General features: G+C 25.1%; 16 protein-coding genes. 15 read left to right on the forward strand and 1 reads right to left on the reverse strand.

The features are described from left to right. The 15 genes from AWT72_RS06540 to AWT72_RS06610 form a co-directional block, all read left to right on the forward strand. Positions 1-519, forward strand: a 519-nt coding sequence (locus AWT72_RS06540; RefSeq protein ID WP_197407625.1) for a PTS sugar transporter subunit IIA, incomplete at its 5' end; no start/stop codon positions are given. Positions 520-545: 26 nt separating this feature from the next. After that, positions 546-1,007: a PTS sugar transporter subunit IIA gene (locus AWT72_RS06545; protein ID WP_067142635.1), complete on the forward strand. Its 462-nt coding sequence runs from the start codon at positions 546-548 to the stop codon at positions 1,005-1,007. Between the two features lie 4 nt (positions 1,008-1,011). Further along, positions 1,012-1,290 carry a PTS galactitol transporter subunit IIB gene (gatB, locus tag AWT72_RS06550; RefSeq protein WP_067142638.1) on the forward strand — a complete coding sequence of 93 codons (279 nt, stop codon included), beginning with the start codon at positions 1,012-1,014 and terminating at the stop codon, positions 1,288-1,290. A 13-nt stretch (positions 1,291-1,303) separates the two neighbouring features. After that, positions 1,304-2,647, forward strand: a complete 1,344-nt coding sequence (locus AWT72_RS06555) for a PTS galactitol transporter subunit IIC (RefSeq protein WP_067142641.1) — start codon at positions 1,304-1,306, stop codon at positions 2,645-2,647. 13 nt (positions 2,648-2,660) lie between these two features. Beyond that, positions 2,661-3,695 carry a zinc-binding dehydrogenase gene (locus tag AWT72_RS06560; protein WP_067142644.1) on the forward strand — a complete coding sequence of 345 codons (1,035 nt, stop codon included), beginning with the start codon at positions 2,661-2,663 and terminating at the stop codon, positions 3,693-3,695. Between the two features lie 30 nt (positions 3,696-3,725). Next, positions 3,726-4,589 carry an aldose epimerase family protein gene (locus AWT72_RS06565; protein ID WP_067142646.1) on the forward strand — a complete coding sequence of 288 codons (864 nt, stop codon included), beginning with the start codon at positions 3,726-3,728 and terminating at the stop codon, positions 4,587-4,589. Positions 4,590-4,778: 189 nt separating this feature from the next. Beyond that, complete coding sequence (locus AWT72_RS06570; protein WP_067142649.1) at positions 4,779-5,099, forward strand: PTS sugar transporter subunit IIB; 321 nt, start codon at positions 4,779-4,781, stop codon at positions 5,097-5,099. A gap of 1 nt (position 5,100) precedes the next feature. Next, the gene (locus tag AWT72_RS06575; protein WP_067142652.1) at positions 5,101-6,438 is read left to right on the forward strand and encodes a PTS sugar transporter subunit IIC; all 1,338 of its coding nucleotides are present in this window, start codon (positions 5,101-5,103) and stop codon (positions 6,436-6,438) included. 63 nt (positions 6,439-6,501) lie between these two features. Further along, entirely contained in the window at positions 6,502-7,017 is a 516-nt protein-coding gene (locus tag AWT72_RS06580; protein ID WP_067142655.1) for a GrdB-related putative oxidoreductase, read from the forward strand. A 9-nt stretch (positions 7,018-7,026) separates the two neighbouring features. Continuing rightward, positions 7,027-7,584, forward strand: a complete 558-nt coding sequence (locus AWT72_RS06585; RefSeq protein ID WP_067142657.1) for a hypothetical protein — start codon at positions 7,027-7,029, stop codon at positions 7,582-7,584. Then, complete coding sequence (locus AWT72_RS06590) at positions 7,562-8,014, forward strand: hypothetical protein (protein ID WP_067142660.1); 453 nt, start codon at positions 7,562-7,564, stop codon at positions 8,012-8,014. The genes AWT72_RS06585 and AWT72_RS06590 overlap by 23 nt, the downstream gene beginning before the upstream one ends. A gap of 1 nt (position 8,015) precedes the next feature. Beyond that, positions 8,016-8,978, forward strand: a complete 963-nt coding sequence (locus tag AWT72_RS06595) for a glycosylasparaginase (RefSeq protein ID WP_067142663.1) — start codon at positions 8,016-8,018, stop codon at positions 8,976-8,978. Positions 8,979-8,992: 14 nt separating this feature from the next. After that, positions 8,993-9,889: a DUF7916 family protein gene (locus tag AWT72_RS06600; RefSeq protein WP_067142667.1), complete on the forward strand. Its 897-nt coding sequence runs from the start codon at positions 8,993-8,995 to the stop codon at positions 9,887-9,889. A 16-nt stretch (positions 9,890-9,905) separates the two neighbouring features. Further along, positions 9,906-10,319 carry a hypothetical protein gene (locus AWT72_RS06605; RefSeq protein WP_067142669.1) on the forward strand — a complete coding sequence of 138 codons (414 nt, stop codon included), beginning with the start codon at positions 9,906-9,908 and terminating at the stop codon, positions 10,317-10,319. 23 nt (positions 10,320-10,342) lie between these two features. Beyond that, complete coding sequence (locus AWT72_RS06610; RefSeq protein ID WP_067142671.1) at positions 10,343-11,230, forward strand: CPBP family intramembrane glutamic endopeptidase; 888 nt, start codon at positions 10,343-10,345, stop codon at positions 11,228-11,230. A gap of 106 nt (positions 11,231-11,336) precedes the next feature. Here the strand turns inward: AWT72_RS06610 and AWT72_RS06615 are convergent, their stop codons facing one another. Then, the gene (locus tag AWT72_RS06615) at positions 11,337-12,068 is read right to left on the reverse strand and encodes a cyclase family protein (protein ID WP_067142674.1); all 732 of its coding nucleotides are present in this window, start codon (positions 12,066-12,068) and stop codon (positions 11,337-11,339) included. Positions 12,069-12,231 lie beyond the last annotated feature (163 nt).

Below are 12,231 nucleotides of genomic sequence, written 5' to 3' on the forward strand. Positions count from 1 at the left end.
GATGAGAAAAGATTGATTTTAGATTTATTAACTAATTTTAAAAATAATATCATAGATAATAAAAATAAAACTGCAATATATAATACAATAATTAAAGAAGAAAATATAATATTAGATTACGAAGCAATTAATATTGAACATGCAGTATCAAAATCACTAAGTATACTAGAAAAAGAATATATAGATAAATCATATACTAATGAAGTTTTAAAAATATTAAAAAAATCTCCTGATTTTATAATCATATATAATGGAGTTATTATACCTCATACAAAAAATAAAAATAATGTATTTAAAAGTGGAATGTCAATAATTTATTTAAATAAACCTATAAAAATGAAAAATATTAATGAAAAAATAGAAGTAATTGTTAGCTTTGCAATAAAAGATGAAAAAGATTTAACAGATATGATTTTTACTATGATAACAAAAGTCTTTAATAATGATTTTAAAGATTTGCTTATTAAAAAAAACAAATTAAAAATAATTGAATATTTAAATGATAAGAAGAAGGATTAATTTATAAAATAGAAGGGAATTTTGATATGTTTAGTAAAGAATTAATATTTTTAGATTATGAATTTTTGGACTCAAATGATTTTTTTAAATTTATAAGTTCAAAATTAGAAGAATTGGGAATAGTAAAAGAAAGTTATTTAAATTCTATCCTTGAAAGAGAAAAAAGTTTTCCTACAGGTATAGAAACAAAATTTGGAATAAATATAGCAATACCTCATACTGTGTGTACTCATACTAATAAGGAAGTAATAGCAATAACAAGATTATCCAAACCCCTTAAATTTTATTCTATTGAAAATGACAATAAATTATTAGATGTTAAATTGATATTTAATTTATTAGTTGTAAATCCAGATAATCAAATAAAATTTTTAATGAGTTTTATGAAAATTTTTCAGGATTATAATTTGCTTAAATTTTTAATGATTGAAAAAGATATTGATAAAATTATAGAAAAATTAAATGTTTTTATTGAAAGGGAGAGATGATAAAATGAAAAAAATTATTGTAGCATGCGGGGGTGCAGTAGCAACTTCAACGGTAGCGGCTAATAGAATAAAACAGTTATGTATGGAAAATAATATTGATATAGAAATTGTTCAGTGTAGAATTAGTGAAATAGAAGCTAATTTAGATAAAGTTTCTCTAATAGCTACTACAATGAAAACAAAAAAAGACTATGGTGATATACCTGTTATAACTGTTATGGGATTTATTAGTGGAATAAATGAAGATGCATTAATTGAGAAAATATTAAAAATATTAAAATAAGGGGGTAAATTTTATGCAATTTATTAAGTATATTTTAGATGTAGGACCAGCAGTTATGTTACCATTGGTAATATTGATAATTGGGTTAAGTTTTGGTCTTAAAATTGGTAAAGCCTTTTATTCAGCATTATCAATTGGAATTGGGTTTGTTGGTATAGGGCTTATAGTTGGACTAATGCAAACAAGCATAGGACCAGCTGCAAAACAAATGGCTGAAAATTTTGGGTTAAGTTTAAATGTCGTTGATTTAGGTTGGCCTGGTAGTAGTCCAATGACTTGGGCAAGTAGTATAGCTATTGTTGCAATACCTATAGCTGTATTAGTAAATATAGTAATGTTAATAACTAAAACAACTAAAGTAGTAAATGTAGATATATGGAATATATGGCATATGACATTTACGGGAGCACTGGCTTATATAGCAACATCTAATTATTGGATAGGAATAGGTGGAATTATTGTACATGCTATAATATCTTATAAATTTGGAGATTGGTTTAGATATGATATTGAAGGATATTTTGGAATGGAGGGTATAGCAGTTCCTCATGGGACATCAGCTTATTGTGCACCATTTGCTGTAGTAACTGATGCAATAATTGATAAAATACCTGGAATTAATAAAATTAAATTAGATAACGAAAAAACTGATAAATATTTAGGTATGTTTGGAAATCCAATAATCGTAGCATTTATTTTAGGTATAATAATAGGACTTTTAGCGAAATATAATTTTCAACAAACAACACAATTGGCAGTTAAAGTTGCAGCAGTTATATATTTAATGCCAAGAGTAATAAAGCCAATTATGGAAGGATTATTACCGATTTCTGAAATAGCTAAACAAAAATTATCAAATAAATTTAAGGGAGAAAAATTTTTAATAGGATTAGATCCAGCATTATTATTGGGAGATCCATTAGTAGTTACAAGTGGATTAATATTTATACCATTAACATTATTGATAGCATTATTAGTGCCAGGTAATAGAGTTTTACCATTTGGGGATTTAGCTACAATGGGATTTTTTATAGCCATGGCAGTTGCAATACATAATGGTAATTTATTTAGAACAATTATAAGTGGTTCAGTAATAATGTATATAACAATATGGATTTCAAATCAAACAATAGGATTACATACACAATTAGCCAAAAATGCAGGATCTCTAGAAAATATTACAACTCAAGTGGCTTCATTAGATCAAGGTGGGTCACCAATTACTTATATTTATACTCAAATAGTTAATAATACAAATATGATAGGATTAATTGTAATATCTTTAATCTATTTTACAGGTTTAATAATGACATATAAAAGATTTAAAAAATTAGAAAAATTAAATAATTTAAAATAATGAAAGGGAATTTATGAAAGCATTATATTTAATAGAAAATTCTAAAATAAAATGTTTAGAAGTTGAAAAACCAAAAGTAGAAAAAAAAGGTGATATACTAATGAAAATAGTTTATACCGGAACTTGTGGTTCGGATTATGTTAGATTTTTTGAAAATCAAGCAAAAAAATATCCAATAATATTGACACATGAATTTTGTGGAATAGTTGAAGATAATAATAATTCAAATAAATTTTCTAAAGGAGATTATGTAGCAGCAATTCCTTTAATACCAGATTTTGAAGATGAAGAAAGTAAAAAGGGAAATTATTCTTTATGTAAAAATTATGGGTTTATAGGTTCAAGACAAGATGGAGGACTACAAGAATATATAGTTTTAAATGAAAAAAATTTAATTAAATTACCAAAAGATTTAGAATTAAAAAAGGCAGGTTTTTTAGAACCTATAACAGTGGTATTACATGGACTTAAAATAGCTAAATTAAAAGAAATTGATATAAAAAAAATAGCAATAATTGGAATGGGGACGATTGGTATATTAGCGTTACAAATTTTGAAATATTATGGTTATGATGTTTCTTGTTTTGATATAGATGAAGAAAAATTAAGATTATCTAAAAAATTTGGAGCCAATAGATTAGTAAATAATAAGAACATAGAAGAATTAAAATTAAATTATAATGAGTATGACTTAGTAATAGAAACAAGTGGAGCAACTCAAAGTTTTTATATAAGTAACTCATTAGCAGCTAAAAAAGGTGAGATTTTGTATATAGGAACACCACATGAAAATTTATTATTTGATTTTAAAAAATATGAATTAATAAATAGAAAAGAATTAACAATTAAAGGTTCATGGATGAATTATTCAAAACCTTGGCCAGGCAATGAATGGACAGAAGCGTTAGAATTGTTAAGAAAAGGAGCCATTATTGTTGAAGATTTGATAGGTAAATATGTTACACTTGATACTTTTGAAACAATTTTAGAAGATTATAAAAATAGAAAAATTTCAGGCAAAATTGTAGTTAAGGTTTCAGAAATATAAAATAATATTCTTATAAATAGGAGATAAACTATGATAAATATACTTAAATATAATGATGTAGAAATTAAAGTTAAAAATAAAGGGGCAGAATTATTTTCGGTAGTAGTAGATGGGGAAGAATTTATTTGGAATAAAAAAGAAATTTGGTCAAAATCATCACCTATATTGTTTCCATTTGTTGGAGATTTAATAGATGCTAAGTATAAATATATGGGGAGAGTATATAATTTTGGAACGAAGCACGGCTTTGCAAGAGATAAAAACTTTGAATTATTAGAAAAAACTAATAAAAAATTAAGTTTTATACTTAAATCAAATTTTGAAACTAGAAAAATATATCCGTTTGATTTTGAGCTTATATTAAATTATGAGATATTGTCAAAAAATAGTATAAAAATGGAATATATTGTAAAAAATATAGGAAATAATAATATGTATTTTTCATTAGGGTATCATACTGCATTTATATTACCTAATAATTATGAAGATTATTATTTGGAATTAGATAAATTTTCTAGAATTGAATCTTTATTATTAAAAAATGGATTTGTGTCAACAACTGAAAAAAGATTAATAAAAGAATATTCTAATAAAATAATTATTATAGATGAAATTTTTAATGGAGATGCAATAATATTAAACGGCGATATTACAAAAAGAACACAAATAATTGATAAAAACTCTAATAGAAAAATAACAGTAATACATGATGAAAATTTTGATTATATTACATATTGGAGACCTAAAAATTCTAATTTTATATGTATAGAACCTTGGTATGGTATATCAGATTTTTTGGAGAGTGATCAAAATATAGAGACTAAAAAGGGAATAAAAATTATTAAGAAAAACGAGATATTTAATTCAAGTTTAATATATAAATTTGAAAAATAAGATTTAAATTTTAATTTAGATAAAGCATTTAATGAAGCAGAAAAAGCCGGGTAGAATTTTGAAAATTTTTATTCGGTTTTTTTGTTGATGGTCAAATATTGTGGACTTTATAGAATTTTTTATCTTTTCAAAATTAATAATCAAGGTATACTAATAATGTAGAATTTACATATAGTGAAAGGGGTTTTTATGAAGAGAGTATATTTGTTTTGTAATGCAGGGATGTCAACTAGTTTAGTAGCTAGTAAAATGCAAAAAGTTGCTAATGAGCATAATTTACCTATAGAAGTTAAAGCATTTTCAGATGCTAAAATGGCTAGTATAGTTGAGGAATTTCATCCAGATGTTATTTTGTTAGGACCACAAGTTAAATTTAAATATGAGGAAACAAAACAAAAATATGAATCACAGGGAATATTAGTTGAAGTAATAGATTTAGTAGAATATGGTAATGTAGATGGAGAAAGAATTTTAAAAAGAGCAATAAAATTATTAAAAGGGGGTAAATAATATGTTGGAGAAAATAGAACGTATTTTGTCGCCTATAGCAATAAAACTTGGAAATAATAAAGTTTTAATATCTATTCGTGATGGGTTTTTAGTAACAACACCATTATTAATAGTAGCATCAATTTTTTTAGTTATAGCTAATTTCCCTATAAAAGGGTATGATGCTTTTGTAGCAAGACTATTTGGTGAAGGTTGGGCAAGTAGATTATCCCCAATTATAAATTCAACTTTTGGAGTAATAGCTTTAGTTGGTTCAATGGGAATAGGATATTCTTATGCAAAACAATTAAAAGTTGATCCTATTGCTGGTGGAGCAGTTTCATTAGTAGCATTTTTAATATTAACACCTCAATCACACACATTGGGTGAAAATGTTTCATTTAAAGGATTTGCTTTTGGGAATTTAGGATCAGCAGGGTTATTTGTTGCAATGATATCAGCATTAATTGCGGTTAAAATATTTGCAAGTATTACTAAAAAAGGTTGGGTTATTAAATTACCAGAAGGAGTACCGCCTGCAGTTACAAATTCATTTGCTGCATTGATTCCAAGTGCATTTGTTATGTTTACGTTCTTATTAATAAATATTATATTTTCATTTACTGGTTATGAATATGCACATAACTTTGTTTATCAAATATTACAAGCTCCATTGGTTAAATTTGGTAGAAGTGTTATATTTGAACCAATTTACCAATTCTTATCAACATTATTCTGGTTCTTTGGTATAAATGGGCCTGCAGTTACTAATACTATATTTGCACCTATACATTTATCATTAACTACAGAAAATCTAGAAGCTTTTCAAGCTGGTATGAAATTACCTAACATATTTACAGGACCATTTGGAGATTTCTTTGGTAACTTTGGTGGTGGAGGATCAACACTATCATTAGTATTACTTATGATATTTAGAGGTAAGTCAGAGCGTATGAAAAAATTAGGTAAATTATCTATATTACCAGGTATATTCGGAATAAATGAAATGGTTATATTTGGTTTGCCAGTAGTATTAAACCCAATTATATTAATACCATTTTTGACAGTACCATTAATGAATATTATACTATCAACAATAGTTACTAAAATAGGTATAATACCATATACAACAGGTGCATCATTGCCATGGACAACTCCATTATTCTTTAGTGGTTGGTTATCAACTGGAAGTATTATTGCGGGAGTATTCCAAATTTTATTAGTATTCTTAGGATGTTTAGTTTATTATCCATTCTTTAAGGTATTAGATAATCAATTTTTAGGTGATGAAACAACAAAAGTAGATAAAAAAGGTGATGAATTAGATGATATGTCATTAGATGATATTTCATTTGATTAATATATATATAAGGAAAAATTCAACAGGGTATAAATTTGTTGGACTTTTTTAGGAAGGAATAAAATGAGAGTAGTACTATTTTTTGATCAAATACAAGCTGGTGCAGGAGGAAAAGAACGACCTAATGTACCTTTGGCGGTAGAAAAAGGTGGAATAGGTGCTTATTTAACATTTAGTACATATTTAACTAACGCAAATGTGATAGCAACAACATATTGTGGAACTTCGTATTTTGATGAAAATAAGGAAGAAGTTAAAATAAAGATGATAGGATTACTAAAAAAAGTAAAAGCAGATATAATTTTATGTGGCCCTTGCTATAATTATGAACCTTTTGCAAAAATGGCAACTGAGATGGCAAAAGAAGTAAAAGATAAATTACCTGAATGCAAAAGTATAGTAATGTGTTCAAAAGAAAATGAAGAAATAATAAATAAATACAAAAATGAATTAATAATGTTAAAAATGCCTAAAAAAGGTGGAGTAGGATTAAGTGAATCATTTAGGCATTTAGCAGAAGTAATGGAAGTTTTGGGAAATAATGAAAATCACGAAAAAATAAAAAAGTATATGTTTTAAAGAGGGAATATGAAATTAAATAAAATAAATTTATTTTTAAAAAATGTAAATAATTATTTAGAAATTTTAAAACGTATTATTATTATTATTTCATTTATAATAATATTAATATTATTATTATTTGGAATTAGTTTGAAATTACTATTATTTATAATTTTATTAAAATTATTTTTTGATAGATACTATAAATATATTAATTATTCAAAAAAAAATGAAATTTTTAAAATAGTAAAAGATTTTTTTCAGATTATATTTTTGATTATATTGTTATATCGCTTGAAAGAATATCCTAAAATTATGCTTGAAACTAAAAATATAAATATTGTATTAATAAGAAATTCTATTATAGAAATAAAGGATTATGATACTATTATTTATTATTTGAATAATATTAAATTTTTATTTGAACTTGGAATGTTATTTATATTTATTTTAGTAGAAATATTTTTTAATAAAATATTAAGTGATATAAATAAAAAAGAAGAAGAACTTTTTATTGCTAATAATATAAGTAATATAAATAATATAGGAGATTTTATTGAAAATGAAAAAATTATTAAAAATTAAAAGTAAAATAAAAATAAAAATTATCAACAAAGAATTTAGTCTTTTTGTATTTGGGATATTATTAACTTTTATTATTTATATTTTAAGTAATTATAATGATACGATAAAAGAAATAAATAAAGAAGAATTTATCATAGAATATGATTTTTATAAAGTTTTCATTATGTATATTATTGTATTATTGATTATAATGTTATTAATAGATTTAAAAAAAAATAGAAATATAAAAAAGAATATACTAGTAGTTATTGGGATTATAATTATGATAGCCTATATTTTATATTTTAAGAAAGATTTAACAATAAATAATATAATAATGGTATATGTTTTTTATTTAATTACTGAAGTTTTTAATGTGGGTTTAAATGTAGTTAAATACAAAAAGGCAGTGAATTATATTGAATATTTAGAAAATATGAGGAGAATATAATATGTGGGGAATGATAGCAACTTGGCGTATGGCATTAGAAGGTGTTACAAAGGCAAGTGAATTATTAGATAAAAATCAATTTGCAGGAGATGCTATAGAATTAGCAATAAAAGAGGTGGAGAATTTTCCTTACTATAAATCAGTAGGTTATGGAGGACTTCCAAATGAAAAAATGGAAGTAGAACTAGATGCCGCATATATGGATGGAACTAATTTTAATTTTGGAGCAGTCTGTGCTATAAAAGATATTGCTAATCCTATTTCTGTAGCTAGATCACTTAGTAATTTAACTGTAAATAATGTTTTAGTTGGTGATGGTGCAAAAGAGTATGCTATAAGTCAAGGATTTGAAGGAAAAAACATGCTTACAGATAGAGCCAAAATACATTATAATAACAGATTATATGATATGAAAGAAACTAAAAAATTAAAAGCATATGATGGACATGATACTGTTGGTATGGTTGCATTAGATAAGAATAAAAATATGGTTGTAGGAACATCTACTAGTGGTTTATTTATGAAAAAAAGAGGTAGAGTAGGTGATTCTCCATTTATAGGTTCTGGTCTTTATGTGGATAGTAGTGTAGGTGGAGCAAGTGCAACAGGTTTAGGAGAAGACCTTATGAAAGGTGTGATATCTTATGAAATTGTTAGATTAATGAAAGAAGGTATGCATCCTCAAAAGGCTTGTGAGAAAGCAACATTTGATTTAGAAGAAAAACTAATAAAATTTCGTAAAAATGTTGGAGATATTTCAGTAATAGCTATGAATAATAAAGGTGAATGGGGAGCAGCTTCTACAATTGACAATTTCTCATTTGTTGTATCAACACCTGCTGAAAAAAATAAAGTTTATAGAACAAAAAGAATTAAAAATAAGATGATACATGAAATCGCAACTAAAGAATGGCTAGACAAATATTTAGAAGACAGAATGAAGCCTTTAGAAATAAAGAGTTAAATGGGGGTGAGTAAATGATGAAAAGATTTTTAAATTTAGAATCAAGTGAAATGATAAATCTTAGCAAGGATGAATTATTTCAATCAATAAAAGCCAGTGAAGGAAGGATTATTGTATCTGAAAATGTTGTAGTAAGTCAACCCTTAGTATCTAGTATTACTAATTGTGAGGTTGCTAGAGCATTTGGAGCTGATTTGATTTTACTTAATATTTTTGATTTATTTAATCCCGAAATAGCAGGATTAAAAAAATGTGATAATCCTATAATAGAGTTAAAAAAATTAGTAGGAAGACCTATAGGTGTAAATTTAGAGCCTATTGATTTAGAAGCACAAATGTTAGAAGAAAGAGCTATTTTAAATAAAGGAAGGCAAGTAAGTTTAGAAAGTGTTAAGAGAGCACAAGAATTAGGTTTTGATTTTATATGCTTAACAGGAAATCCTGGAACAGGTGTTACTACTGATACAATAGCTAAAGCAATTACATTAGTTAAAGAAAATTTTAGTGGTTTAATTCTAGCGGGTAAAATGCATGGTGCAGGAACTAGTGAAGATATATACGATAAAAAATCAATTATTCAATTTATTGAAGCAGGTGCAGATGTAATAATGATACCATCACCTGGGACAGTTCCTGGAAGTAGTATAGAAAAATGTACGAATATAGTTGAATTTATAAAATCAAAAGGGAAATTAACATTAGGAGCAATAGGAACAAGTCAAGAAAGTTCTAATATAGAGACTATAAGACAAATAGGATTATATAATAAGATGATAGGTTTTGATATGCATCACATAGGGGATGCAGGGTATTGTGGGTTAGCTGATTTTGAGAATATTATGGAACTATCAATAGCAGTTAGAGGTAAAAGACATACACTTAAAATGATGTGTTCTTCAATAAATAGATAGTTAATTGGAGGCTGAAATGAAAAAAATATTGATTTATTTATCAATGATATTTTTAATGTTTTCTTGTGTAAATAAAAGTCAAGAAAAAGAGGAAATTATAAAAATATATAATTATAAACAAGAACTTATAAAAGAAGTTAAAGATAAAGAAACATTAGATTATTTTTCTATACTTATAGGTAAATCGACTGAAAATATGGGGAATAATTCTAGTTTTCCATTGGTGAAAATTCCAGAAGATGCTGAAAAATCTTTGACTTATGAATTTATTAAAAAAAGAGAAGATGGCAAAATAATTAATGTTAAATTTTTTGTATATTCAAATTATAAATATTTAACTTTAAAAATGCCTGTTATACCTGAAATTAGTTGGGAACTTTCAGATGAAGATTACGAAAAATTAACGAATTTAGAAAAAATAAATAATTAAAAATATTTTTTGGAGGGATTTTTATGTTTTTTGAAATGAAGGGTATATTTAGTAAGTATAAAGAAGAAATACGAAATTTTAATAATATTGTACTGTATTATTTAATTTGTCTAGTTCTTATATATTTATATCGTAAAGGTATTTCAAAAATTTATACGGCATTTATAAATTATTTTAAGATTTTTGAAACAGATTTAGTATCATTATATTCAACAGTTATTGATTTAGTAGTTGTTATTATTGTAGTTAGATTCTTTTTAAAACATAGTTTTTCTGCTATGGGATATGGAAAAGAAAACATTGTTAGAAAATATTTTAAAGGTGTATTATTTGGATTTATGCTATTTTTTATTTGTTTTTCAGCATTATATTTAATGGGGTATGTGAATATAGGATTTTCAACTAATTTTAATATGGTATTATTAATATTATATGTTTTTGGTTATATGATACAAGGTATGGCTGAAGAAGTAGCATTAAGAGGATTTTTCTTTTCAGAAATTTCAAATATATTTGGAATTTTACCAGGAATGTTATTATCAAGCTTCGCTTTTTCTGCACTCCATCTTGGTAATTCAGGTATGACTGTTTTAGCATTTATAAATTTAGTATTATTTGGTATTTTTGCAGCCTTAATTTATTATCTTACTGAAAATTTGTGGTTTGTTGGAGGGCTTCATTCTATGTGGAACTTTACACAAGGTAATATATTTGGTTTTGAAGTATCAGGTTATGTTTCAGATACGAGTATATTAAGTAGTAGTATTCCTGAAAATAATACGATTATTACAGGTGGAATTTTTGGAATTGAAGGTTCTATAATACTTACTTTTATATATATTGTATTAATAATTATTTCGGTGAGAATGATTTTAAAAAAATGTGAAAAATATAAATTTATTTTAAATTAAATATTAATAGATTTATTTATATATTAATTAATATGAAAAAGGAGTTAAACAAAAAATATTTGTAAACTCCTTTTATATTTAGTTATAATTTTCTAAAATAACATTCTTATTTAGGACATATAGCTATACATCTTGCAGGGAAGCCGGCAAAATCTTTACCTTTAGGGAATCCACAGAAAATAAGGGAACCTTTTGGTGGTAATTCTGAAAGATTTTTTAATAATTCTATTTCATATCTATCTTGTTCTAATATATAATATTCCATAATTAAACCATCTTTTGCACCATTTACTGCTGGATCAGTATCCGAAGTTTCATGACCTATAGCCTTTATATTTCTTTCTTCTACTAAAAATTTAAGAACTTCCATTGACCAACCTGGATAATGTTTGTTACCTTCACTATCGCAGTTATCTAAATCATCTTTTTTGGACCAATCTGTTCTAAGAGCAACAAAAGAGTTTTCAGGTATTTTATCATATTTATCTTCCCATTTTTTAAAATCTTCTAATTTCACAGAATAGTCTGGGTCATTTTTAACTATATCAGAAATATCAACTACACAAAGTGGTAATATCATTTCATCTGGAACTAATTTATCAAGCAATCTATTTCCTTCGACAAAATGACCAGGTGCATCAACATGTGTTCCATATTGCCCAACTAATGTAAATTCATTTACATAAAAACCGTGTTCTTTTAAGTTAAATTTAGTACTAATATCCATTGGTTTAAATCCAGACCAATGTGTAGTTTCAGGAGATAGTTCGTGTGTTAAATCTATAAATTTGCATTCATTTCTCCATCTATTTAACTCATCCCATAATTTTAAATCCATAATTATAACCTCCTTTAATACCTTTATTAATATTATTATATTATGATAATATACATAGTCAATTTATAATATTATTGAAAAAAAATTAAATCATGATAGAATATACTATAATGTTTTAATGTATAATGGAGGTTAGAATGCAATTAAAAGACACAGATTTATT

Source organism: Oceanivirga salmonicida (genome assembly GCF_001517915.1).
GTDB lineage: Bacteria > Fusobacteriota > Fusobacteriia > Fusobacteriales > Leptotrichiaceae > Oceanivirga > Oceanivirga salmonicida.

Bases quoted from the DNA above. Each gene is read 5' to 3' on its own strand.
- AWT72_RS06545 (WP_067142635.1), top strand. From the start codon at position 546: ATGTTTAGTAAAGAATTAATATTTTTAGATTATGAATTTTTGGACTCA.
- gatB (WP_067142638.1), top strand. From the start codon at position 1,012: ATGAAAAAAATTATTGTAGCATGCGGGGGTGCAGTAGCAACTTCAACG.
- AWT72_RS06555 (WP_067142641.1), top strand. From the start codon at position 1,304: ATGCAATTTATTAAGTATATTTTAGATGTAGGACCAGCAGTTATGTTA.
- AWT72_RS06560 (WP_067142644.1), top strand. From the start codon at position 2,661: ATGAAAGCATTATATTTAATAGAAAATTCTAAAATAAAATGTTTAGAA.
- AWT72_RS06565 (WP_067142646.1), top strand. From the start codon at position 3,726: ATGATAAATATACTTAAATATAATGATGTAGAAATTAAAGTTAAAAAT.
- AWT72_RS06570 (WP_067142649.1), top strand. From the start codon at position 4,779: ATGAAGAGAGTATATTTGTTTTGTAATGCAGGGATGTCAACTAGTTTA.
- AWT72_RS06575 (WP_067142652.1), top strand. From the start codon at position 5,101: ATGTTGGAGAAAATAGAACGTATTTTGTCGCCTATAGCAATAAAACTT.
- AWT72_RS06580 (WP_067142655.1), top strand. From the start codon at position 6,502: ATGAGAGTAGTACTATTTTTTGATCAAATACAAGCTGGTGCAGGAGGA.
- AWT72_RS06585 (WP_067142657.1), top strand. From the start codon at position 7,027: ATGAAATTAAATAAAATAAATTTATTTTTAAAAAATGTAAATAATTAT.
- AWT72_RS06590 (WP_067142660.1), top strand. From the start codon at position 7,562: ATGAAAAAATTATTAAAAATTAAAAGTAAAATAAAAATAAAAATTATC.
- AWT72_RS06595 (WP_067142663.1), top strand. From the start codon at position 8,016: ATGTGGGGAATGATAGCAACTTGGCGTATGGCATTAGAAGGTGTTACA.
- AWT72_RS06600 (WP_067142667.1), top strand. From the start codon at position 8,993: ATGATGAAAAGATTTTTAAATTTAGAATCAAGTGAAATGATAAATCTT.
- AWT72_RS06605 (WP_067142669.1), top strand. From the start codon at position 9,906: ATGAAAAAAATATTGATTTATTTATCAATGATATTTTTAATGTTTTCT.
- AWT72_RS06610 (WP_067142671.1), top strand. From the start codon at position 10,343: ATGTTTTTTGAAATGAAGGGTATATTTAGTAAGTATAAAGAAGAAATA.
- AWT72_RS06615 (WP_067142674.1), bottom strand. From the start codon at position 12,068: ATGGATTTAAAATTATGGGATGAGTTAAATAGATGGAGAAATGAATGC.